General features: G+C 68.7%; 22 protein-coding genes. 11 read left to right on the forward strand and 11 right to left on the reverse strand.

Annotated elements, in window-relative coordinates:
• Positions 1 to 4: 4 nt before the first annotated feature.
• On the reverse strand, positions 5 to 871 hold the full coding sequence (locus ACO07H_RS01315; RefSeq protein WP_422010316.1) for a 23S rRNA (adenine(2030)-N(6))-methyltransferase RlmJ: 867 nt from the start codon (positions 869 to 871) through the stop codon (positions 5 to 7).
• 102 nt (positions 872 to 973) lie between these two features.
• Here ACO07H_RS01315 and ACO07H_RS01320 point away from each other — a divergent pair, with 102 nt between their 5' ends.
• The gene (locus ACO07H_RS01320) at positions 974 to 2,059 is read left to right on the forward strand and encodes an alkene reductase (RefSeq protein WP_422010318.1); all 1,086 of its coding nucleotides are present in this window, start codon (positions 974 to 976) and stop codon (positions 2,057 to 2,059) included.
• A gap of 6 nt (positions 2,060 to 2,065) precedes the next feature.
• Here ACO07H_RS01320 and ACO07H_RS01325 read toward each other — a convergent pair whose 3' ends face one another.
• Positions 2,066 to 3,409 carry a hypothetical protein gene (locus ACO07H_RS01325; RefSeq protein WP_422010320.1) on the reverse strand — a complete coding sequence of 448 codons (1,344 nt, stop codon included), beginning with the start codon at positions 3,407 to 3,409 and terminating at the stop codon, positions 2,066 to 2,068.
• Between the two features lie 98 nt (positions 3,410 to 3,507).
• Between ACO07H_RS01325 and ACO07H_RS01330 the strand changes: the two genes are divergently transcribed.
• The 3 genes from ACO07H_RS01330 to ACO07H_RS01340 all read left to right on the forward strand — a co-directional run bounded on the left by ACO07H_RS01330 (position 3,508) and on the right by ACO07H_RS01340 (position 6,810).
• Positions 3,508 to 4,428 carry a LysR family transcriptional regulator gene (locus ACO07H_RS01330; protein WP_422010322.1) on the forward strand — a complete coding sequence of 307 codons (921 nt, stop codon included), beginning with the start codon at positions 3,508 to 3,510 and terminating at the stop codon, positions 4,426 to 4,428.
• Between the two features lie 8 nt (positions 4,429 to 4,436).
• The gene (locus ACO07H_RS01335) at positions 4,437 to 5,399 is read left to right on the forward strand and encodes a tripartite tricarboxylate transporter substrate binding protein (RefSeq protein ID WP_422010324.1); all 963 of its coding nucleotides are present in this window, start codon (positions 4,437 to 4,439) and stop codon (positions 5,397 to 5,399) included.
• A gap of 124 nt (positions 5,400 to 5,523) precedes the next feature.
• Positions 5,524 to 6,810 (forward strand): PEP-CTERM sorting domain-containing protein, encoded by a 1,287-nt coding sequence (locus ACO07H_RS01340; protein ID WP_422010326.1) that lies wholly within the window; start codon positions 5,524 to 5,526, stop codon positions 6,808 to 6,810.
• Here the strand turns inward: ACO07H_RS01340 and ACO07H_RS01345 are convergent.
• Positions 6,770 to 7,903, reverse strand: coding sequence for a hypothetical protein (locus tag ACO07H_RS01345; protein WP_422010328.1), 1,134 nt, complete (start codon positions 7,901 to 7,903; stop codon positions 6,770 to 6,772). The genes ACO07H_RS01340 and ACO07H_RS01345 overlap by 41 nt on opposite strands.
• Positions 7,900 to 8,463 (reverse strand): MOSC domain-containing protein, encoded by a 564-nt coding sequence (locus ACO07H_RS01350; protein ID WP_422010330.1) that lies wholly within the window; start codon positions 8,461 to 8,463, stop codon positions 7,900 to 7,902. Before ACO07H_RS01350 ends, ACO07H_RS01345 begins: the two co-directional genes overlap by 4 nt.
• A gap of 99 nt (positions 8,464 to 8,562) precedes the next feature.
• Here ACO07H_RS01350 and ACO07H_RS01355 point away from each other — a divergent pair, with 99 nt between their 5' ends.
• Both ACO07H_RS01355 and ACO07H_RS01360 read left to right on the forward strand, forming a co-directional pair.
• Complete coding sequence (locus ACO07H_RS01355; RefSeq protein WP_422010332.1) at positions 8,563 to 9,804, forward strand: cation:proton antiporter; 1,242 nt, start codon at positions 8,563 to 8,565, stop codon at positions 9,802 to 9,804.
• Complete coding sequence (locus tag ACO07H_RS01360) at positions 9,804 to 10,934, forward strand: YbdK family carboxylate-amine ligase (RefSeq protein ID WP_422010334.1); 1,131 nt, start codon at positions 9,804 to 9,806, stop codon at positions 10,932 to 10,934. The genes ACO07H_RS01355 and ACO07H_RS01360 overlap by 1 nt, the downstream gene beginning before the upstream one ends.
• An 89-nt stretch (positions 10,935 to 11,023) precedes the next feature.
• Here the strand turns inward: ACO07H_RS01360 and ACO07H_RS01365 are convergent, their stop codons facing one another.
• The gene (locus tag ACO07H_RS01365) at positions 11,024 to 11,755 is read right to left on the reverse strand and encodes a hypothetical protein (protein ID WP_422010336.1); all 732 of its coding nucleotides are present in this window, start codon (positions 11,753 to 11,755) and stop codon (positions 11,024 to 11,026) included.
• Between the two features lie 480 nt (positions 11,756 to 12,235).
• Here ACO07H_RS01365 and ACO07H_RS01370 point away from each other — a divergent pair, with 480 nt between their 5' ends.
• Both ACO07H_RS01370 and ACO07H_RS01375 read left to right on the forward strand, forming a co-directional pair.
• Positions 12,236 to 12,478, forward strand: a complete 243-nt coding sequence (locus ACO07H_RS01370; RefSeq protein WP_422010338.1) for a DNA-binding protein — start codon at positions 12,236 to 12,238, stop codon at positions 12,476 to 12,478.
• A gap of 119 nt (positions 12,479 to 12,597) precedes the next feature.
• Positions 12,598 to 13,308: a Tn7 transposase TnsA N-terminal domain-containing protein gene (locus tag ACO07H_RS01375; RefSeq protein ID WP_422010340.1), complete on the forward strand. Its 711-nt coding sequence runs from the start codon at positions 12,598 to 12,600 to the stop codon at positions 13,306 to 13,308.
• Here ACO07H_RS01375 and ACO07H_RS01380 read toward each other — a convergent pair.
• Positions 13,297 to 13,941, reverse strand: coding sequence for a hypothetical protein (locus tag ACO07H_RS01380; protein WP_422010342.1), 645 nt, complete (start codon positions 13,939 to 13,941; stop codon positions 13,297 to 13,299). The two genes, ACO07H_RS01375 and ACO07H_RS01380, sit on opposite strands and share 12 nt — an antisense overlap.
• A complete protein-coding gene (locus ACO07H_RS01385) occupies positions 13,938 to 14,936 on the reverse strand; it encodes a thymidylate synthase (protein ID WP_422010344.1) in 999 nt (332 codons plus the stop codon). The genes ACO07H_RS01380 and ACO07H_RS01385 overlap by 4 nt, the downstream gene beginning before the upstream one ends.
• A 543-nt stretch (positions 14,937 to 15,479) precedes the next feature.
• Between ACO07H_RS01385 and ACO07H_RS01390 the strand changes: the two genes are divergently transcribed.
• Positions 15,480 to 17,354 (forward strand): phosphoenolpyruvate carboxykinase (GTP), encoded by a 1,875-nt coding sequence (locus ACO07H_RS01390; RefSeq protein ID WP_422010346.1) that lies wholly within the window; start codon positions 15,480 to 15,482, stop codon positions 17,352 to 17,354.
• Positions 17,355 to 17,418: 64 nt separating this feature from the next.
• Here the strand turns inward: ACO07H_RS01390 and ACO07H_RS01395 are convergent, their stop codons facing one another.
• From ACO07H_RS01395 to ACO07H_RS01405, 3 genes are all read right to left on the reverse strand, one after another.
• Positions 17,419 to 17,637, reverse strand: coding sequence for a hypothetical protein (locus ACO07H_RS01395; protein WP_422010348.1), 219 nt, complete (start codon positions 17,635 to 17,637; stop codon positions 17,419 to 17,421).
• 105 nt (positions 17,638 to 17,742) lie between these two features.
• Positions 17,743 to 19,500 carry a hypothetical protein gene (locus ACO07H_RS01400; protein ID WP_422010350.1) on the reverse strand — a complete coding sequence of 586 codons (1,758 nt, stop codon included), beginning with the start codon at positions 19,498 to 19,500 and terminating at the stop codon, positions 17,743 to 17,745.
• 91 nt (positions 19,501 to 19,591) lie between these two features.
• On the reverse strand, positions 19,592 to 20,128 hold the full coding sequence (locus tag ACO07H_RS01405) for a DUF924 family protein (protein WP_422010352.1): 537 nt from the start codon (positions 20,126 to 20,128) through the stop codon (positions 19,592 to 19,594).
• A 55-nt stretch (positions 20,129 to 20,183) separates the two neighbouring features.
• Between ACO07H_RS01405 and ACO07H_RS01410 the strand changes: the two genes are divergently transcribed.
• Both ACO07H_RS01410 and ACO07H_RS01415 read left to right on the forward strand, forming a co-directional pair.
• Positions 20,184 to 20,945, forward strand: coding sequence for a UPF0149 family protein (locus tag ACO07H_RS01410; RefSeq protein WP_422010354.1), 762 nt, complete (start codon positions 20,184 to 20,186; stop codon positions 20,943 to 20,945).
• Between the two features lie 84 nt (positions 20,946 to 21,029).
• Complete coding sequence (locus tag ACO07H_RS01415; protein ID WP_422010356.1) at positions 21,030 to 21,764, forward strand: metallophosphoesterase; 735 nt, start codon at positions 21,030 to 21,032, stop codon at positions 21,762 to 21,764.
• A 152-nt stretch (positions 21,765 to 21,916) separates the two neighbouring features.
• On the opposite strand, the gene ACO07H_RS01420 is transcribed toward ACO07H_RS01415, so the two are convergent.
• Positions 21,917 to 22,876 (reverse strand): DMT family transporter, encoded by a 960-nt coding sequence (locus ACO07H_RS01420; protein WP_422010358.1) that lies wholly within the window; start codon positions 22,874 to 22,876, stop codon positions 21,917 to 21,919.
• Positions 22,877 to 22,908 lie beyond the last annotated feature (32 nt).

Genomic DNA, 22,908 nt, shown 5'->3' on the forward strand with positions numbered 1-22,908 from the left:
GGCCTCAGGCGGCCTTCTGTTCCAGCACGTAGTTCGCGCCGTCGTACTGGCCCAGCTTCTCCACCAGCAGCGGCAGGCACTCGGCCAGCTCGTCGTGCAGCGTGAACGGCGGGTTGGCGATGAACATGCCGCTGCCCAGCATGCCCAGCCCCTTGCCGTCCGGGCGGTCGGCGGGCGCGGCCACCGTCAGCCGGACATGCAGCCAGCCCTTCTTGGCCGCAGCGTCGGCACTGCCCTTCAGGCGCGCCGCGAGCTGGGTCGATTCCAGCAGCTGCAGCTGCGGATACCAGACCATGACGACCGTGTCGGGCGCGCGCTCCAGCGCCTCGCGCAGCGCCGCCAGCACCTTGCCGTAGTCGCTCTTGATCTCGTAGGACGGGTCCATCAGCAGCGCCGCGCGGCGCGTGGGCGACGGCAGCTCGGCCTTGATGGCCGCGAAGCCGTCGGTGTCGCGCACCTGGGTCTGCGCCCGGGTGTCGAGGTAGCTGGCGAGGATGCGGTGGTCGGTGGAGTGCAGCTCGTAGGCGCGCAGCCGGTCGGTCTCGCGCAGCAGCAGGTTGGCGATGGCCGGCGAGCCCGGGTACTGGCGCAACTGGCCGTCGGGGTTGAAGGCGCGCACCAGGTCGATGTAGTCGGCCAGCGGCGCGGGCAGGTCCTTGCGGTCGTAGAGCCGGGCGATGCCTTCGCCATACTCGCCCTTCTTCTGCGCGTAGCGGCCCTCGACCGAGTAGCCGCCGGCGCCGGCATGGGTGTCGATCAGCGTGAAGGGCTTGTCCTTTTCGGCCATGTAGCGCAGCACGCGGGTCAGCACCAGGTGCTTGAGGACGTCGGCATGGTTGCCGGCATGGAAGGCGTGGCGGTAGGCGAGCATGGGGGGATTGTCGCTAACACACCCCCCATCAACCCCGCACAACCCGGGAAAGGGCCGCGAGGCTAGCCTTGCGGCCGTCGTTTCCCACCCCATATCGCCCGCATGCCTACTCTTTTCGACCCCGTCCGCTTCGGCGACATCCAGCTCGCCAACCGCGTCGTCATGGCGCCGCTCACCCGCAACCGCGCCCCGGCGCAGACGCCGCATGCGCTGCAGGTCGAGTACTACCGCCAGCGCGCCGGGGCCGGCCTCATCATCACGGAAGCCACGCAGATCCGCCCCGACGGCCAGGGCTATTTCGACACGCCCGGCATCCACACGCCCGAGCAGATCGCCGGCTGGAAGCAGGTGACGGACGCCGTGCATGCCGAGGGCGGCAAGATCGTCGTGCAGCTCTGGCACGTGGGCCGCATCTCGGTGAACAGCCTGCAGCCGGGCGGCGCCAAGCCGGTGTCGTCCACCGCGCGCGCGGCCAAGACGCGCACCTACGCGGCCCACGGTGACCTGGTGCCGACGGCCGAGCCGCGGGCGCTGGCCACCGACGAGATCCCGCAGCTCGTCGCCGACTACGCGCAGGCCGCGAAGAACGCCATCGCCGCCGGTTTCGACGGCGTGGAGGTGCACAGCGCCAACGGCTACCTGCTGGAGCAGTTCCTGCGCGACAGCGCCAACGACCGCAGCGACGCCTATGGCGGCTCCATAGAGAACCGCGCGCGGCTGCTGGTCGAGGTCATGACGGCCGTGGCCGGTGCCATCGGCGCGCGCCGCACGGCGCTGCGCCTGAGCCCGGTCACGCCGGCCAACGACATCGGCCAGGACAGCGACCCGCAGGCGCTGTTCAACCACGTGGCGGACCGGCTCGCGCCGCTGAAGCTGGCGTTCCTGGAGGTCGTCGAAGGCGCCACCGGCGGCCCGCGCGACAACGCGCCGTTCGACTACGACGAGCTGCGCCGCCGCTTCGCCGGCCCCTACATCGCCAACAATGGCTACGACCGCCAGATGGCGCTGGACGCCGTCGCCAGCGGCCATGCGGACGCGGTGGCCATTGGCCGGCCGTTCATCGCCAACCCCGACCTGGTCGAGCGCATCCGTGACGACCTGCCCTGGGCTGCGCCGCAGAAGGAGACCTTCTACGGGGGCGGCGCCGAGGGCTACACGGACTACCCGGCCGCGCGCCAGGCGGCCTGAGCCCGTTCACCCGCCGGCCGCGGCCCGCTGCCGCGCCGGCACCCGCGTGTCCAGCGGCTTGACGCGATAGCCGGGTTCGAAGCGGCAGGTCGAGCCCAGCGTCGCCTGGGCCTTCTCGCAGCCGGCGGCGATGCTGTCGGCTGTCGGCTTCTTCCCCTGCGTCGTCCAGGCCGACAGCGCTTCCAGCAGCGCGGCGTAGGTCGGGTCGCTGAGGTAACTGTGGTCGCGGTCGCCGGTGTAGGTCTGCACCAGCGTGTCGGCGTGCCCGGCCGCGGCCATGGTGCGGCCGAAGCTGTCCTGCAGCTCGACCATGGCCGTCGGGTCGTGGATGGCGTGCACCGTCAGCACGGGCACGCTGATCTGGCCGGTCAGGTCGGCGTCCGCCGCCAGTGTCGCCACGGCCTGCGGGTCGGCGGCGTAGCGCAGCACGCCGGCGTTCAACGCCGCGTCGTCGGCCGAGCCGCTGTAGACCGCGCCGATGTTGCCGAACGGGCTGGCGCCGCCGGTGCGCTTTTGCGTGATGTCCTGGAAGTGCCAGGTGGCCCAGTGCAGGTGCGACACGATGCTGCGCTCCGGGATGCGGATCACGTCGACGATGGTTTTGACCCGGGCGCTCTGCGCCGGCGTGCGCTCGGCGGCGGGCTTGTCCAGGCCCAGGCAGGCGTCGATGCGCTGGTTCAGCTCCGTCGCCTTCAGCGCCGAGTGGGCCGGCAAACCGATGTCCAGCGGGTATTGCGGCTCGCTGGCCAGCGGGTGGTTGTGGCACAGGGATTGGTAGACGACGCGCAGGTCCAGACGGAAGTCGTAGCTGCGCGTGCCGCCGCCCAGCACGCCGGAGGTCAGCAGCACGGCGTCGTAGGGCTTGCCGGCGTCGAACAGTTCGGCGCCCTTGGCGGCCACGCTGGCACCCCAGGACTGGCCGTGCAGGTAGACATGTTTCGGCTTGGCGACCTGCGCGACGAACAGCTGGCGCAGCCGCTCGGTGTCCTGCGCCGCAGCCGTGACGGCCACGCCGCCCTGGCGGTAGCTGGACGCGGCCCAGGCATAGCCCAGCCGCGGCATGACGGACCAGCGCTCCAGGTCCTCGGCGACGCGCTTGGCCGTGGGCGCGCCAAGGAAGGGGCCGCCGTGCGCATGCAGGACGAGATCGCCATTCCAGGGGCTGGGCAGGGCGATCAGGTAGTAGGCGCCAGCGCTGTCCTGCCCCGCGAGGCACTTCGTCGTGTTGCCGACGCCTGCTGGGCAAGGCACCACCTGTGGCGCCGCTTCGGCCGGCATCTGCGGGTCGGCTGCTGCGCCGAACGCCCACCCCACCAACGCCCACGCCACACCCGCTCGCCTGCTCGTCATCCGCCGCTCCTGATGCTGTTTGGAATCCGGGCAGACCTTAGTGACCGGATTCCATACCGTCAAATAGACTGAATTTCATGAATTCAGACGTTTGAAGTATGGACCTGCGACACCTGCGCTACTTCGTGACGGTGGCCGAGACCGGCCACATGACGCGCGCCGCCGGGCTGCTGGGCATGCAGCAGCCGCCGTTGAGCCAGCAGATCAAGGCGCTGGAGCAGGAACTGGGGTTCACGCTGCTGCATCGCCACCCCAAGGGCGTGAGCCTGACCGATGGCGGCCGGCAGTTCCTCGACGAAGCCCGACGGCTGCTGCGCGACTTCACCGACATGCGGGACCGCATGGAGCGCCTGGCGGGCGGCCATTACGGCCTGCTGACCATCGGCTTCACCAGTTCGGCCGGCGCCCATGCGTTCACGCCCGCGGTGCTGCGCTCGTGGCGCCGCGAGCAGCCGGGCATCGCGCTGACGATGACGGAGGACAACGCCGCCGGTCTGATCGAGGCCATCACCAAGGACCGGCTGCACTGCGGGCTGCTGCGCGTGCCGGTCTCCAGGCCGGAAGGCGTCAGCTTCGAGACGCTGCTGTCGGAGCCCGCGCTGCTGGCGCTGCCACTGGACCACCGGCTGGCCGGCGTGCCGCAGGCCGCCACCACGCCCGTGCCGCTGGGCGAACTGGATGGCGAGGACCTCATCCTCGTGCGCCGCCCCGGCGCGCCGGGCCTGTACGCCAACCTGCTGGCCTTGTGCGAGCGCGACGGCGTCAAGCCGCGCAGCTGCATCGAGGTGGAGCGCATGATGATGAACCTGAATCTGGTGGCGGCGGGCGCGGGCATCTCCATCGTGCCGGCGTCCATGCGCGGCATCCACGCCGCCTCGGTCGTGTTCAGGCCGCTGGCAACGGCCGCGCAGGTCGAGGCGCCGCTGACGCTGGCCTACCGCACCGAGGACCCGGCCGGGCCGACCGCGGCGTTCATCGCGCTGGCCCGCCGCATCGCGGCGTCGTTCACCGATGCCTGAATCCGGCGATGCGTAGGCGCACGCTGCTCCTGTTCGGCAGCGGCCTGGGCAGCGCCGCCGCCGCACCAGGCCCGGCCGAACCGTGGCCACGGCGCCCCATCCACCTCGTGGTCGCCTACCCGCCCGGCGGCGTCAGCGACGAGACGGCGCGGCGGCTGGCACACTTCATGAGCGCGCGGCTGGGCGTGCCCGTGCTCGTCGAGAGCCGCCCGGGCGCCGGCGGCATGGTGGCGCTGGAGTGGCTGTCCCACGCCGCGCCCGATGGCCACACGCTGGCCTATTGCGCCATCTCGCCGCTGGTCTTCGCGCCCGCCGCCAGGCCCACGGGCAAGCCTGCCGCGTTCCCGCTGTTCGGCATCGTGCCCGTCGTCAGCCTGATGGACACGCCGGTGCTGGTACTGGCGCACCCGTCGTTCAAGCCATCGACCTTTGCCGAGATGATCGCCGCAGCCCGGGCCGCGCCCGGCCGGCTGCGCTGGGCCACGTCGGGCCACGCGACCGTGGGCCACCTCGTGCTGGCACAGGTGCGAGCCGCCGCGGGTGTGGACATCATCCACATCCCCTACAAGGGCGGCGGGCAGCAGTTGACCGACGCGCTGGGCGGGCAGTTCGAGTTGCTGTCGTCCAACGTCGCCGCGCAGCAGCTGCAGTTCGTCCGCGAGGGGCGGCTGAAGGCGCTGGCCATCGGCGCGCCGGCCCGGCTGCCGGTGCTGCCCGGTGTGCCGACGCTGGCGGAGCTGGGCTACCCGGCCGCCAACCTGGTCTCGACCTTCGGGCTGTTCGCCCCGCGCGGCACGCCACCGGCACCGCTGCGGGTGATCAACGCGGTCGTCAACGAAGCGCTGCATCAGCCAGAGTTCCGCTCCCGGCTGCTGGACGTCAGCAACCTGCCGACCGGCGGCAGCGCAGCGGACTTCCTGGCGCGCATCACCAGGGAGCACGACCGTGCGCTCATGGCGCCTGCCGACTGACCGGCGCCGCCATTCATATTCAAATCATATGAAAAACGCCATCGTCAGATATTTGACGACTGGCACCGGTCTCCCTACCGTTCGGGCCGTTCCAGACGCATTCCCAAAACAACGGAGACACCCCATGCACAAGCGCCTTCTCGCGCTGGCCCTGGCGACCTCGCTGGCCACGCTCGCCGGTCCGGCCCTCGCGGCCGACCCCATCAAGATCCTGTTTGTCGGCAACAGCTACACCTTCGGCCGCGTCGACCCGGTGATGAGCTACAACGCCGCCGCCGTGCACGACCTGACGGCCGGCTTCAACGCCATCAACCCGAGCGGCACCAACAGCTATCCCATCGGCACGCCGGGCCAGGGCAGCTTCGAGCCGCACCCGTGGGGCGGCGTGCCGGGCATCTTCAAGAAGATGACCGACGAGGCCGGCCTGAACTACGACGTGTCGCTGTCCACGCGCAACGCCGCTTCGCTGCGCGGCCAGTTCCTGGACACGGCCAACTCGGACTGGAAGCTGCGCGAGAACGTCGCCACGCAGAAGTGGGACGCCGTCGTGCTGCAGGAGCAGAGCGACGCTGCGCTGCCGGCCGGCCGCGGCAAGAACGCCAACCTGGCGGCCTTCAACGCCTACGCCAACCAGTTCGAGAAGTTCATCCACAACGGCGCCGCGCAGACCTACACCGAGACACAGCTGTACGGCAGCCTCGCCGCCTGCATGGCCACGGGCCTGTCGCAGGGCAGTTGCAACACGACGCGCAACATCGCCGCCAACCCCAACGCCAGCGCCAACACCAAGGTCTATCTGGAGCAGAGCTGGGCGCGGCCCGACATGGTCGAGGCGCACAAGATCACGACGCCCGACATCACCAGCGCCGACGGCCGGCCCATCGTCGACACCAGCAGCGCCGGCGGCAACGCGACGCTGTACTACAACACGCTGGCCGAGATGACGGCCGACCTGCACAACTCGTTCTACAACCGCGCCACGACCAACCCGGGCTTCGCCGGCGTCGTGCCGGTGGGCGATGCGTTCCAGCTTGCCGTCAACCAGGGCCTGGCGCAGGGCAGCGGCTTCTATGGCGCCGACGGCACCTTCGTCGAAGGCGCGACCGGCCAGCTCAACCTGTGGTGGCTGGACCGCACGCATGCCAGCAAGTACGGCAGCTACCTGTCCGCGCTGACGCTGTTCGGCAGCATCACGGGCCTGGACCCGCTGGGCCTGGGCGCCGCCGAGCAGGCCGCCATCGACCTGGGCATCGATTCGGCCACGGCGCTGGCGCTGCAGCATGTGGCCAGCGAGCAGCTCGGCTTCACGACCGCCGTGCCCGAGCCGCAGACGCTGGCGCTGATGCTGGCCGGCCTGGGCCTGGTCGCCGTCAGGACTGGAAGGCGCCGGGCTGACGCGCCGGCCCGCTGAGCGCGACCGTCGTGTGCGGGTGGCGGTATTCGCGCGACGGCATCAGCCGCGCGCCGCCACCCTCGCCCGCATCCACCGCCTTGCCGCGCAGCGCGGAGCCGGGCTTGAGGCGGAAGTCCTCGCGTGCGGCGCGCACGAACTCGTCCCAGTCGGCCGCGAAGTTGGCCTGCCGTTTCCAGTAGCCGTCCGCCGCCAGCCTGGGCCCGCCGACGAACAGGTTGTTCACCAGCGCCACCTCGGCCTGCTGGGCCTTCACGCGCAGCCAGATGCCACCGCTGGGCAGCTGGTCCACCAGCGTGTTGTTGACGAGGTAGAGCGCCTGCTTCTCCCACGTCGCCCCCTCGGCGCCGAAGGAGATGACGTGCGGGTTCTCCGTCGTCGAGCTCTGCATGATGAGGTTGCCCATGACGACGGCGACGCCGCCATTGGGGAACTCCAGCTCGTAGCTGGCGCGGCCGCCGATCTCGTCGCTCAGGCGGTTGTAGAGGATGTGGTTGAGCGCCGCGCGGCTTTTCAGCAGATGGCCCAGCATGCCGTGGTGGAAGTAGCTGCCGGTGACGGCCAGGCGCTTGATCGCGCCGACGTACAGGTTGTGCGTCAGCCCTGCGCGCGGCAGGATGGTGCCGAAATCGCAGTCGACGATGTCCAGCTCGATGCCTTCGTCGTTGGCCGTCATCAGGCCGTTCTCGTTGTCGCGGAACCCGCAGTCCACCAGCGTCAGCGAGCCCGCCTCCAGCCGGATGCCCGCGCCGTTGCGGTCGGGCACCGCGCACCCCATGAAGTCGAAGCCCTCGATGCGCTGGCGCCGGCCACGCGTGACGAAGATGGCCTTGCCCTGCGCGTGTGCGCCGGCCGCCACCATCTGCACGCGCCCGCCGACCGCGCGCAGCGTCAGCTCGTGCTGCGGCCACGTGGCGACGTCGGCGACGTACTCGCCCGCATCCACCTCGATGAGCATGCCGTCCCTGGCCTCGCGGGCCGCGGCCGCGAGCGTCTTCACGGCGCGCCGGGGGCCGACCTGAAGCACCGGCCCGGCATGCGCGGCGAGCGGCATCCAAGCCGCTGCGGCAAGCAGTTCGCGACGCCGCGTCATGCCTTCCTCATCCGGGCCTTGAACAGTTCCACGACGCCCACCTCGCGCACGCCCGGCCGCAGCTCGAAGGCCTCGCCTGCCGTGACCGTGCCCTCGCGTTTCACGGCCAGGTAGAAGCCGCAGTAGCCGCTCTGCACCATCAGCTTGGCGGCCTGGCCGAAGCCCATGTGCGCCGTGAACTTGAAGCACGGGTAGCGCGGCTCGGAGACGATGAGCTCGCAATCCGCAAAGCGCAGCACGTCACCCAGCCAGACCTTGCTTTCCAGCAGGCCGGTGATCGTCAGGTTCTCGCCGAGGTCGCCGGGCTGCAGGTCGCCGGCAACCTGGGCCTGGCCCCGCACCGTGGACCAGAACGCGTAGTGCTCCTGCGGGTAGGCGTACACCGCCTTGGCCAGCCCGCCGTGCACGGTCGGGTCGGCCTGCTCGTCGCCTGCCAGGCCCAGCGGCCCGACGGCCACGGCACCCGCGCGGCTGCGCTTGCGGATGGCCGAGTCCAGGGGCTGGCCGGAGGTCGCGACGAAGTGTTCGACGCGGGCGGTGTTCACGCTGACGACTTGCATCAGCGCATTCTCACGCTTGAGGTACGGTAGGGGCCTCGGCCTACAGGGGTGTTCGTGGCACTCATCTAGGCTTCTGAAACGATTCGTGAGAGGGGACGCATGATTGCACTGGACAGTGGCGCCAGGTTGTGGGCAGGGCTGGTGGTCACGCCATCCAGCGCACTGATGTTCATCGTTGGCGTGCTGCTGGCCGGTGCGCTGGTCGGCGAGTTCATTGCCGCCACGACGCGCCTGCCGCGCGTGGTGGGCTACACATTGGCGGGCTTCGTCGCGGCGGCGTTCGGGCATGGCGTGACGATGCCGCTCAGCGGTGCCGCGCAGGTCGTCACCGACCTGGCACTCGGGCTGCTGCTGTTCGAGATCGGCGCCCGCGTGCACCTGCGCTGGCTCAGGCGCAACCCGGGCCTGGCGCTCACCAGCGTCGCCGAGGCCTTGCTGAGCGCAGTCGCGGTCGCGGCCGTGCTGCGCCTGTTCGACGTCGGCTGGCAGACCGCCATCGCCTGCGCCATCATCGCGATGCCCGCGCCGGCCGCCGTGTCGGGCCGCGTCGCGCTGGAGCTGGGCGCCGCGGGTCAGGTCACCCAGCGCGCCTCGGTGCTGACGGCGCTGAACACCTTGTACGCCGTCGTCGCACTGACCTTGATGCGCACCTGGTGGGCGGCGGACGATGGCCGCAGCCTGTCACAGGCGCTGGCGGGCCTGTCCATCTCCATGCTGACGACGGTCGGCCTGGCCGCGTTGCTGGCGGTGGCGGTCTTTCTTGCCGCGCGCCGGCTGGACCTGCGCAACGAGAGCGCGGCGCTGCTGGTGTTCGGCCTGGTCGCCTTCGCCATCGTGGCGGCGCGCGCCATCGGCGTGTCCACGCTGCTGATGCCGCTGCTGGCGGGCCTGCTGCTGCGCAACACGAGTGAGCGGCCCTGGGTGTGGCCGCGCCACTTCGGCACCTCGGGCGGCGCGCTGGTGCTGATGCTGTTCGTCATCGTCGGCTCGGCCTGGTCGCCCAAGATCCTGGTGGCCGGCGGCTTCGCGGCGCTGGCGCTGCTGGCCGCGCGCTTCATCGCCAAGACCGTCGCCATCGTCGCACTCACGCCCATGGCCAAGGCCAGCTGGCGCCAGGGCCTGGCGCTGTCGATCTCGATGACGCCGCTGTCGGCCACGGCGCTGGTCATGCTCAGCGAGCTGATGCGTGCCGAACCCGAACTGGCCGCGGGCGCGGTGCCCATCATCCTGGCCAGCATCGCCGTGCTGGAACTCGCGGGGCCCATCGCGGTGCAGATCGCGCTGCGCCTGGCCGGTGAGCTGCCGCCGCCGCAACGACGCCAAAAGAAGGAGGGCCGTTGATGAGCCTGGGCGCATTCTCAAAATCGCAGCCGCTGACGCTGGGCGTCGAGCTGGAACTGCAGATCGTCAACACCGACGACTACGACCTCGCGCCCGTGTCGGGCGACCTGCTGCGCCTGATGGAAAAGCGCAGCATCCCCGGCAACGTGACGCCCGAGATCACCAGCAGCATGATCGAACTGTCGACCGGCGTGTGCACCGGCTTCGGCCAGGTGCTGTCGGAGCTGGGCCAGATCCGCGATGCGCTGGTGGACTGTGCCGAGCAGCTCGACGTGAGCCTGTGCGGCGGCGGCACCCATCCCTTCCAGCACTGGAAGCGCCAGCGCATCTTCGAGACGCCGCGATTTCACGAGCTGTCGTCGCTGTACGGCTACCTGTCCAAGCAGTTCACCATCTTCGGCCAGCACGTGCACATCGGCTGCCCGAGCGCCGACGAGGCGCTGGTGCTGCTGCACGGCATGAGCCGCTTCATCCCGCACCTGATCGCACTGGCCGCGTCGTCGCCCTTCGTGCAGGGCGAGGACACCGGCTTCGACTCGGCGCGGCTGAACTCGGTGTTCGCCTTCCCGCTGTCCGGCCGCGCGCCGTTCGTGCAGACCTGGGCCGACTTCCAGACCTATTTCACCAAGATGACCCGCACCGGCGTCGTCTCGGGGATGAAGGATTTCTACTGGGACATCCGCCCCAAGCCCGAATTCGGCACCATCGAGGTCCGCGTGCTGGACACGCCGCTGACCATCGAGAAGGCCGCGGCCATCGCCGGCTTCATCCAGTGCCTGGCGCGCTGGATCACGGTCGAGAAGCCGTTCAAGCTCAGCGAGGACGACTACCTGCCCTACACCTTCAACCGCTTCCAGGCCTGCCGCTTCGGCCTGGACGGCACCTTCGTGGACCCCGAGACCGGCGAACACCGCGTGCTGCGCGAGGACCTGATCGCCGTGCTCGCCAAGCTCGACACCCATGCCGGCGACCTGCGCGCTGAAGCCGCGCTGCAGTACCTGCGCCGCGAGATCAACGGCGCAGGCTTAGGCGCGGGCAACGACGCGACCTGGCTGCGCCGCATCGAGGCGGACCATCAGCTGCTGCCCGAGGTGGTGCGGCGCGCGTCCAAGCGCTGGCACGGGCGCTGAGGCGCTGACATCCGTGACGGCATGGCAGGAGGCCTGGCGCTGCTGACGCCGGCGCGCGCGCCCCGCAGCCAGCATGCGCAACCGGGCGTTCAGTCCCGAAGTCCGCGCCGCCACACCCGGTCGGCGGCCTCGAACACCGAGCCGCCTTCCAGTACCGCCGGGCTCTCGGTCAGCGCCAGCCAGACCAGCGTGTCGTGGTGGCTGCCCGGGATCAGCGCGGCGGAGCGCTCCTTGACGAGCCAGGCATGCAGCCGGGCATACAGCTCGGGGTGGTGCTCGCGCGTCCACGCCAGACCCACGAGGTCGCCGTAGCCCTCCTCCCGCCGCGTCGAGCGCATGTCCAGCCATGCCTGGCGCAGGTCCGCGCTGAGACTGTCCGGCACCCGCGGCGCGACGAAGCCGGCCGGCATGCTGTACCAGGCCCCGTCGAGATAGCGGCGGCAATGGCCCAGCTCATGCGCGGCCATCAGCTCCAGCGCCGCAGCTCGCAACGCTGGGTCAAGGGCATCCACCTGCCGCTGGCCTTCCGGGTTGCCGCGCACCGACAACACCAGCTTGCATCGCCCGTCGACGAACCCCAGCGCCATCGGCGCCTCACCGGGCGCGTCCTGCGGCTGCACGACCAGGTCGAGGGGCAGCGCGAGCACGCTGCGCGCGTGCTGGACGACAGGCGCCATGGCCTGCAGCCAACGCGTCTCCAGCGGCGTCAGGTCCGCGGCGGGCGCGCCTTGCGTCGACGCGACAGACAGCGCGGCCAGGGCGATGGACAGGTGACGCAGCACGGCAAGACTTTCGTTGCCCTGCATCTTGGACGCCCGCACGCCGCTGCACCTCAGGGCTGGACAGGCCGAACGTGAACTAAGAGACCTGAAGCGCGTGCGTTACATCGCAATCGTGACAAATGGAGCCGCTTGAGTCGCCCAGCACCACGGCTGTCGAAGTTCCTTGAGTGCCGGACCGCTTCGACGGGGCGTGATAAGGACTTAGAGAACGGCCAACCGCTTCGATGCTAAACCGCGTGTTCCTTGAGTCTCGAACTTTGCCGGATTCCGTTCTTTGAGTTCTGAACTTTTCCAGCGTCGCGCGCGGCTCGCCTCAAGCCTGGACGTATTCAGCGAATTTGAATAATCTTTTGAGCAGGGTTACCGGGGTGTGGGGCGGAGTAAATAGCGCAAGATATATTCAATGCACCACAACCCTTTGAATGACATTCAAGATATTCGCATCTTTCTGCTGATTCAATAAATTTGAGTCAAAGCAGCAAATAGTTGTACAGTCCGCCCGCCAAAGGAATGGGCTGTATGCAACGGATCAACGAAACCGATTTGAACCGCGTAAAGGAAGAATTCTTCCTGCGCGGGGAAACAGTCGCACGTTGGGCTGAGAGAAACGGCTTCTCATCGAGCGCCGTCTATCAAGTTCTCTCAGGCAGATGTCAGGCCCGGCGCGGTGACTCTCACCGCATCGCGGTCAAGCTTGGTCTAAAGCCAGAGCCCTCCGAGTCAAAGGTGAGCATTCACCAACATGAGGAGGCCGCCATGTAGAAAAAAGAACGCCGACCAATCTCACGACGGGCCGGCGCTCCAGGGCTGTCGAAACAACCCACTAGCACTGCAAGTTTCTACGCCGCCGCGCCTGTCGTCAAGTACCCGACTTCGTCGGGATGGACTTCTTTTGCCAATTTTCCGGCATGAAGCCAGCGCGCACCGTCATCACTCGATCTCCGCACCGAACCGTTGGCGCCATTCACGCCACATGGTTTCAGCCTGAGGCTATCCACCACGAGTCTGATCTGGAAGCAGAAGCCGTACGGCATCTGCTTTTAGCGCCGACCGTGCGTCGAATAGAACATCAGGCAGCGAAGCTCACCTATTTCGACGGTACCGCTGAGCGAACCCACATCCCCGACCTGCGGCTTACTGAGGATCGCCGCAAAGCCTTCGTCGAGGTCAAGCCTGCAAAGTTCGTCGCCAAGCATCGGCTCAAGTTCGACGCCTGCGCGGCGCTGCTGAAAAACAGCGGAATCGACTACTTCGTCTGCACTGAAGAACACATCGGCGAGCGCGGCGAGCGAGCACAGATGCTGCTTGAACTTGCAAAGCGCATGGCGCCATCCGATGCGCTGAACTCGCTGGTGGCTTGGGTGCGAGACAAGCGCCGGGTGGATGTGGATGAAGCACTGGCTGCGGGGTACAGCGAACACCTGATTGGCCACGCTGTGGGACGGCGTCTCGTCATCACAGACCCCTCGCTTTTACTTGCTCCAGGAAATTGGCTCAGCACACAGGAAACTGCGGATGAGCTTCCCAGCATTGAACAGTGGCTTGGCTGTTCGCCATGGCCGCCACGGCCAGCGGCCACATCAAAGCCCTAGCCAACCCTCCTCGCGCGCCGTCGGCCTTCTTGCCTGCGAGCCAGCGCAAGGCGCTGCTATGCGGATGAACTCTCGTACGACGGCACTGCCGTTGAGGATGAGCACCCGAATGTCCGACGCCATGATGGTCTTCACCAGCGATGGGGTGCCGAGCTCGATGAGTTGGGCCCGTTCGCTGTTCGACAGCGACGACCACTTCTCTGCGGTCGCGAAGGGCACCAGATCAAGATGGCAAGCCTTGACCCCCAGGCTCGTGTAGTAGGAGGCGCCGGTACCGACAAGGAGCTTTTCAAGCCGCTTGAACCACTGGTCATAGGGGTTGCCGTAGAAGTAGTTTTCGCAGGCTTCCCATACGCTGCGGACACCCCGTGCCGCTACGTCGCCCCAGCTGCGCGCCTTCAGCGTCGTCAGCGACTCGAAGCGATGGTTGGGGGCATGCAATTCGCGACCGTGACGGTCGACGAACTCCAGATTGCTGGGGTTCAGGCCCAGCGTGGCCACACGGCTGTTGACGGGGTCCCCGAAGGCGAGAACCGGTGATGCCCAAGGAATCGCCCCGAGTTCGATGGGCCGACCCCCATGAAGCAAGTCAACGAGGCGATCAACCTCATTGAGCAGCTTGGTGTTGCTCATTGCTTTGCTCCCGCGCCGTTCTGGCGATTTTCAGCGGCATCCAGTCGAGCCACCAAGAACATCTTGTAAACGTCGGAATGAAGCTGGCCCTTGAGGCCGGCCAGCATGTCCGTGTCGCCAGCCTTGCTTGCCTTGTAAGACAGCAGCAGCCTAGCCAGGTCCTTCCAATAGGCGTCAACATCGGCGGCCTGAACGGCTGCGTGGACGTCTGTGCCGTCATTGAGGCGCACAGACTGCTCAATGCTGCGCAGCCACTCAATCCCAGCTTTCGGGTCGCCCGCCGGCATCGGAGGCATGTGAATCGGGTCTTGCCAGCCCTCCTTGAGGTACTGAGCTGCGGATTCGAAGTGATCCTTGTACAGATGCAGGCTGCCTGCGCAATGCTTGTACTCACCCAGCTCGGCGCCGATGGCCCGGGCTACGAACTCTTGAAGCATGGTGAAGGAAAAGATGTCGTGCGGTAGGCCCAGGAAAGCGTCGTTCGACCGCATGGCAACGAACATGTGCAGGCGACCGTCTCGCACCAAGAACTGCAAGGTGCACGTGCATGGGATCGACTTGAAGCGTTCTGTGATGTCGGTGGCGTCGAAGAGCTGAATTACGGCGCGCCGCGAAGTACGGTCCTTCTCAAGCAACTGGATGACGTTCTGCAGTTGGTTGAGTCCACGCCACGCCTGAAGGCGATCGCCATACCCGCTGCGTACCGTCACGCCGTCGTCGGATTCGTCCGGGAATCGTGGACCGGGAACGTAGTAGTTGATGAAGTCGAGCCGGCTATCTTTGGATAGATACCAAAGGAACTCGCCCAGTGCGCTGTAGATCTTGCCCTTGGACTCCGTCCTGCTAACGCGGGCAAGCGGGTTGGTCAAATGCAGACCCCATCCAAAGACCTCGCTGAAATCTCCACGTGAAGCGGTGACGATCTTTTCGTCGGTAAGTAGCACTTGGAAGACGTCCCGCAAGAGGCCGTCAAGCGTGTCCTTCTGGACGTACATCTAACCTCCCTGGCTCGGTCTTTGCCGATAGCCTGCAGCTTGTATTGTCGCCGCAGCAGCATTTGCCGCCCTTCAAGGGGATGCCCGGATACGGCCAAGCGAGATAGCGGTGGTCCGCTAGACATCAAACAGCGCCCGCCTATGCGTGGGAGCCTTCAAGCCTCACCTGGTTTCTGAGCGTCTCCCCGATTCGAGCACGCGGGTCGTACTGTCAGCAGGTGCGTGCTGTAGGGACTGCTTCCACTCAGAAAGTTCAGAAATGAGTGAACAAAGTTCAAGATTCAACGAACTTCGACAACGGCCAAGTTACCAGCAATTTCATGTCGCTTCTCACGAACGCTGGTGCTTCCGTCCCGTCGCCAGCGCACGGGACCCGCCGCCGCATGGGTTTATTCCGGTTTTGCATGACCCCACCGATCCCGGTGGTTACGGCGTGATTACATTGGATTCGACAATCCACCTCCCCGCGCTCGCCAGGTTCGGTGTGCTTGGGCCAGCTCAGCCGGCTGCCCCAAACACATTCCCATGATTGGAGCTTTCACGATGAACCAACCCGCCATGCAGGGATTGCGGCTGAGCCTGCCTGCCTATGTGAAGCACGCCCGGCTGATCGCCTGGGTGGCCGAGATCGCGGCGCTGACCGAAGCTGCCGACGTCTACTGGTGCGACGGCAGCGAGGAGGAGTACCGACGCCTGTGCGACCAGCTGGTCGCCGCCGGCACCTTCAAGAAACTGAACCCCGAGCTGCGCCCCGGCAGCTATCTGGCCAACTCCGACCCCAGCGACGTGGCCCGCGTGGAAGACCGCACCTTCATCTGCTCGGCGAACAAGGAAGACGCCGGCCCGACCAACAACTGGATGGCCCCGGCCGACATGCGCGACCTGCTGCAGACCGGCGAGCAGGCCCTCTTCAAGGGCTGCATGCGCGGGCGCACGCTTTACGTCGTGCCGTTCAGCATGGGCCCGCTGGGCAGCCCCATCGCCCACATCGGCGTGGAGCTGAGCGACAGCCCGTACGTGGCCGTCAACATGCGCACGATGACACGCATGGGCCGCGCGGTCATCGAGCTGCTGGGCACCGACGGCGACTTCGTGCCCTGCGTGCACACCGTGGGCGCACCGCTGGCCGAGGGCCAGACCGACGTGAGCTGGCCCTGCAACCCCACCAAGTACATCGTCCACTACCCCGAGACGCGCGAGATCTGGAGCTATGGCTCGGGCTACGGCGGCAACGCGCTGCTGGGCAAGAAGTGCTTCGCGCTGCGCATCGCTTCCACCATGGGGCGTGACCAGGGCTGGCTGGCCGAACACATGCTGGTGCTGGGCGTGGAGAACCCCCAGGGCAGGAAGTACCACGTCGCCGCTGCCTTCCCGAGTGCCTGCGGCAAGACCAACTTCGCGATGCTGATCCCGCCAGCCGCCTTCGCCGGCTGGAAGATCACCACCATCGGCGACGACATCGCCTGGATCAAGCCGGGCGCCGACGGCCGGCTTTATGCCATCAACCCCGAGGCGGGCTACTTCGGTGTGGCGCCGGGCACCAACTCGCACACCAATCCCAACTGCATGGCCAGCCTGGCCCGCGACGTGATCTTCACGAACGTGGCGCTGACGGACGACGGCGACGTGTGGTGGGAGGGCATGACCGACACGCCGCCGGCCCACGCCATCGACTGGCAAGGCAAGGACTGGACGCCCGAGATCGCCAAGGCCACGGGCGCCAAGGCCGCCCACCCCAACGCCCGCTTCACCGTCGCCGCCACCAACAACCCGGCGCTGGACGAGAACTGGGACAACCCGGCCGGTGTCGCCATCGACGCCTTCATCTTCGGTGGCCGCCGCTCCACCACCGTGCCGCTGGTGACCGAGGCGCGCGACTGGACCGAGGGCGTCTACATGGCCGCGACCATGGGCTCGGAAACGACCGCCGCCGCGGCCGGCCAGCAGGGCGTCGTGCGCCGCGACCCGTTCGCGATGCTGCCCTTCATGGGCTACAACATGGCCGACTACTTCCGGCACTGGCTGGACCTGGGCGCCAGGCTGGAAGCCTCCGGCGCCAAGCTGCCCGCCATCTACTGCGTCAACTGGTTCCGCAAGGGCGCCGATGGCAAGTTCGTCTGGCCCGGCTATGGCGAGAACATGCGCGTGCTGAAGTGGATGCTGGACCGGCTGGAAGGCCACGGCGGCGGCAGCGAACACGTGTTCGGGGTGACACCGGGCTACACCGACCTGAACTGGGACGGCCTGGACTTCTCGCAGCAGCAGTTCGACACCGTCACCCGCATCGACGCCGCCGAATGGCAGGCCGAGATGAAGCTGCACGACGCGCTGTTCACGCAGCTCGCCCAGGGCCTGCCGGCCGCGCTGCCGGCCGTCAAGGCGCGCATCGAGGAGCGCCTCGCCAAAGAAGCGGGCTGACCCACGTCCACCGCACTTGAAAACGGGCGCCCGCGGCGCCCGTTTCTCATGCGAGCCGCGACGCTCAGCGGCGCGTGCCGAACACCAGCAGCAGCCCGCCGATGGCGATGGCGCCCACGCCCAGCCACACGGGCACGTTGACCTGTTCCTTCTCCTTGGCCGAGACCTCCAGCGAGCCCAGCTTCACGACGGTCTTGTCCTTGGTGTAGCTGAAGCCGCCGAACGCGAGGGCGGCGGCACCCGCCACGAGCAGCAGGATGGCGATGATCTTGGTGGCACCCATGGGTGTTCTCCTTGTTGGTGAGGCCGTCAGGCTAAGGGCGCCGCTGCATTTGTAACGGTGAGCAAAGACGCAAGCCGCTGTCAGACGGCGCCGACAGATGGGGCCTCACGGGTAGTCCTTGAGCGTCGCCGTGTTGCTGCCACCCTGGCAGCGTGCCGGCTCGCCCGCGTCGTTGATGACGCGCTCGATGCTGCCCTTGTCCGCCAGGCACACGGTGATCATGTGATGCAAGCGCACGCCGGGCGCCTTGCTTGGGTCAGGCACCTCGATGGCACGGTCCAGCACGACGTCCGGCTTCAGGAACACGCTGTACACGCCCAGGCCCCAGGCCTCGTGTCGGGTCACCGAATCCGCCACCTTGTACGCCGCAAAGCCCCGGCCCGTGGCGCTGCGCCACTGCGGCTGCGTCGGCGGGTCGTACGGGATCTCGGACTGGTAGAAGTACACCCGCCCGCCGTTGCCCTGCCAGACGACCTGTTCCTTCTGGAAGTGCTCGACGAACAGGCCGTAGATGGTCACGTCCTCGCCGCTGACCCACAGGCCGTGGGCAGACGGGTTGCTTGTCCAGCCGACGCCCTCGCCATGGTCGGCGCGCCAGATCCAGGTGTGGTCCACCAGCGTGTCGTGTGCATTGATGCGCAGCGCCGTCGTCACCTGCCCCGCGGCCGCGCCGCCGACGCGGAAGAACAGGTCGTGCAGCACGGTGGGGTCCGCCCTGTGGCGGCGCTTGGCGCCCTCGGGTGCCACCTCCATCAGCACGCCGGAGTCGGCCTGGCCGGCATCGAGGAACAGGCCGGCGACCGTCAGCCCGTCCACGTCCGCCGTCTTCACGAGCGGCTGGCCGTTGTCCGAGCGCAGCGTCGGAAAGCCGATGCCCAGCACCACCGTGCCGGCGCGGTTCACCTGCAGCGTCTCGGTCAGCAGGTATTCGCCCGGTGTGAACAGCAGGTGCCTGCCGGCGGCAAGCTGCGCGTTCAGGGCCGCCGCCGTGTCGCCCGGCCGGGCGATGTGGAAGCGGCCGATGGGCAGCGTGCGGCCGGGCGCCGCCTTGGCACCGGCCCAGGACACGCCCGCGCTGTCGCGCCGCAGCGCCGGCACGCGCACGGCGTAGCGGCCGGCCGCATCGACGAAGAGATAGGGCTTCTCGCGCACCAGCGGCGTCTTGTCGACCTTCGTGTAGCGCCGGCCCGGCGTCGGAAACTCGCCCGCCGGTGCGCCGTGCACGCCGACGAACACCATGTTCCAGTTCGAGCCCACCCAACGGCCCCACTGGCTGTTGCGCGAGATCCACTGCTGCTGCGTGGCGGAGTTGACCTGGCCGTCCACCCGCACGTCCGAGAACCAGCCGCCGCTGGCCCAGCCGTTGTGCTGGTTCAGGCGGATGTTGCCGCGCACATGCATGCGCCGCAGCGGGACGGCCTGCGACACGGCCCACTGCATGGTGTTGTCGCCGATGCCCAGCGTGGGCGTCACGGCGAAGTTCTCGGCGCCGCGCCAGAAGTTCTGCGTCGCGTTGTCGCCGTCCAGGAAGGCGGTGGAGCGCAGGTCGCCGATGACGTGCACGTCGCCCGGCCGCGCGCCCAGCCCCAGCACCTGCGTGTAGAAGCCCACCGGGATGCGCAGGTTCTGGTAGGTGCCCGGCTTGAGCAGGATGGCGTCGCGGCGCGGGCCGAAGTGGTTGGGCTGCTGGGCCGCGTAGATGTCGTCGATGCGCTGCTGGATGCCGGGCGTGGCCGGGTCCAGCACATGCACGTGGGGGCCGAAATCGGGGGCTGCTGCGTCGGCCGCGCTGGCCGGCGCCGCCAATCCAGCGGCCAGCACGCTGCCCGCCATCACCTGCATCGCCATCGTCTTGCACCGCATGCTTGCCTCTTCCTCGCCAGTGGGCTGGCTGTCATGGACGCTGGAATCGGTTCCAACGACCCGCGATTTGAGCACGGCGGCGGGCCAGGCCTCAGAAGCTGGAGCCGGGCTGCTGCAGGAATTCCGCCTCCTCGGGCGTCGACGCGCGGCCCAGGATGGCGTTGCGGTGCGGGTAGCGGCCGAAGCGGTCGACGATGGCCCGGTGCTTCAACTCGAACGCGTGCGTCTGGGCCGGCGCGCGCTCGCGCATCAGCGGCTCGCCGACCGCGTGGATGACCGCGGACTCGCTGTGCATGTAGGGCATGTAGAGGAAGGCGCGCTGCTCGACGGGCAGCGCCAGGTCGGCCCCCGCCGCCACGGCCTCTTGCGCCAGCGCCAGCGACAGCGGGTCGGCGGCGAACGCCAGCGGCGTGCCGCGGTGGATGTTGCGGGAGAACTGGTCCAGCACGATGACCTCGGCGAGCCGGCCGGCGGGCGTCGCGCGCCAGCCGAACAGCTCGGCGCGGCAGGCCTGCCGGTGCAGCGCCCCGAAGCGCTGGCGGACCAGGTCGTCGAAGGCCGGATCGACCTTCCACCACTGGGCGGGCTGCGTCTCGCGGAACCAGAAATCGAAGAGGTCGTCGTGCATGGTGCCGGCACGATAAGCGTTTTGCGCCGCGCGGCCCAGCCGCGACAATCCGCCCATGAGCACCCAAGACCTCACCGACGCCGAGTTCGCCGAACTCGACGAACTCCTCGCCGCGACGCCGGCACCGCTGCAGCCGCTGGACGCCTCCATGCTCGACGGCTACCTGTGCGGCGTCATCGTGCAGCCCCGCCTCATCGAGCCCGACGAGTGGCTGCCCAACATCTTCGACTACGACGGCGGCCTGCTGCCCGAGGCCGTGGACGCCGGCTGGCTGGACAAGCTGACCCAGCTCGTCGAGCGCCGCCACGCGGCACTGAACCGCAGCCTGGTGGAGGACGGCTGGTTCGATCCCGTCATCCTCGAGGTGGACGAGTCCGACGCGCCCGAGCCGCTGCCGGACGACGCCTCCGACGAAGACCGTGCGGCCCGCGAGAGCTACGACGCGCTCGGCCCGCTGTCGCGCGCGCTGATGCCCTGGGTCGCGGGCTTCCAGCACGCGGCGCTGTGCTTCCCCGAGCTGGCCGACATGCCCAACGACGACGTGGCCGCCGCGCTGGCGCGGCTGTACCGCCACCTGCCGGCCGAGACGGCCGAGGAGAAGGAAGTCGTCGCCACGCTCAACCGCGAGCACCCGCTGAAGGACCTGGACGACGCCATCGAGGAGCTGGTGGTCACGGTGGCCGACCTGGCCGACCTGACCGAGACCGAGCGCTACCGCGTCGACACCATCCGCCGCGACACGCCCAAGGTCGGCCGCAACGACCCCTGCCCCTGTGGCTCGGGCCGCAAGTACAAGGTCTGCCATGGCAGCAACTGACGACGTGCGGGACCGGCCGCGGGCGCACAGCGCCGGGCGCCGCCCCGCGCCGGCTTGAGGCTGCAACTGCTCTCGGACCTCCACATGGAGACCGAGAGCTACGAACCCACCCCGGCGCCCGGTGCCGACGTGCTGGTGCTGGCCGGTGACATCGACACGACCTGGCGCAGCTTCGAGTTGTTCCGCGGCTGGCCGGTGCCCATCCTGTTCGTGCCCGGCAACCACGAGTACGACCGCCGCGACGTGGACGACGCGCGCGTGGCGCTGCGTGCGCATGTCCAGCCGTTGGGCCTGCGCATGCTGGACGACGAGGCCGCGGTGCTGACGGACACGCAGGGCCGGCGCGTGCGCTTCATCGGCAGCACGCGCTGGTGCGACTTCGACGCCTTCGGCCCTGCGGGGCGCGACCGTGCGATCCGCGCCGGCGGCTATTTCCAGAAGGTCATGCAGGCCAGCCGCCATGGCCAGCCCTTCGATGCGCCCGCCGTGCGCGAGCTGGCGCTGGCCAGCCGCGCCTGGCTGGCGGCGGAGCTGGCCCGCATCGGCGACTGGGACGCCACCGTCGTCATCACGCATTTCGCGCCCAGCCTGAAGAGCGCCGACCCACGCTACGGCCGCCAGCCCGGCACCGCCAGCTTCTGCAACGACGACGAAGCCCTGCTGCCCGGTGCCCAGCTCTGGCTGCACGGCCACCTGCACTGCCGGCACGACTACCGGCTCCACGGCGCCCGCGTCGCCAGCAACGCGCGCGGCCATGTGAAGCGCGGCGAGGCCGACGGCTTCGACGGCATGCGCGTCATCGAGGTGTTCGACGCCTGAGCCGGGTTCGCGGTCGGGCCGAGCGCCGGGCCGCTCCCGGGCCAGCCCGTCGAGCGCTGTGCGGGCCGGTCGATCCGGCTCGCATCGCCGTCCCCCCGGGGGACCGACCAGGGTTGCCCGCGTTCAGCGGGGCAGCACTGGGCGAGGGGCGCTCATTTCACCGGCTTGATGCGCAGCGCCCACAGCACGCCGGCCACCAGCAGCGCAATGCCCGCCAGCGTCGCCGGTGGCGGCCAGCGGCCGTTCCACGCGAACGCATAGGCCAGCGCCGCCAGCGTCTCGAAGACGATGAGCTGGCCCGACAGTGACGTGGGCAGGCGCTGGCTGGCCTCGTTCCAGCACAGCGTGCCCAGCCACGACGAGCACAGGCCGATGGCCGCCATCAGGCCCAGGTAGGCCAGCGGCCGCTCGCCGAACGGGAAGGCGTAGTCCGCCGGCAGCAGCGTGCCCGGCGCGGCCAGATGCACAAGCCCCAGCAGCGCGGCGCCCGCCAGCGCCATGGGCAGCGTGACCAGCCCCTGCGCGGTGGCCCAAACGCGTGGACTGCGATCCCCATGCGCGCGCAGCCAGTCGGCGTTGCGGATCGGGTACCAGGTCCAGCAGGCCACGGCGAAGACGGCCAGCAGCGCCCCCTCGCCGTAGCGCCGTAGGTCGCCAGCCCGCGACTGCAGCGTCAGCAGCTCGTCGCGGTTGACGAGGGCCAGCCCGGCGGCGATCAGCGCCAGCGACGGCGCCAGCTTCGCCCACGGCAGGTGGCCGTCGCGCACCCGGTTGCGGTGGTTGGCACACAGGGCGATGACGACCGGCAGCGTGCCGATGATCATGGTCGGCAGCGGGGCGCCGGCGCGCTGGATGGCGGCCGACAGGAAGAGGTAGTACAGGAAGTTGCCGACCAGGCTGAGCCGCGCGGCCTCCCACCAGTCGGCGGGCTGCAGGCTGCGCAGCGCGCGGCGGTCCAGCAGCAGGGCCAGCGGCACGGCGATGAGGCCGAAGGCGAGGTAGCGGCCCACGGTGAGCAGGGCGGGCGCATAGCCAGGCAGCATCACCGGCGCCACGAACACCAGCCCCCACATCAGCCCGGCGGCGAGGGCGAACAAAAGACCCAACAACATCACGGCATCATCGGCCATGCGGGGTACCGGTC

It is taken from the genome of Roseateles sp. (assembly GCF_965229315.1).
GTDB lineage: Bacteria > Pseudomonadota > Gammaproteobacteria > Burkholderiales > Burkholderiaceae_C > Pelomonas.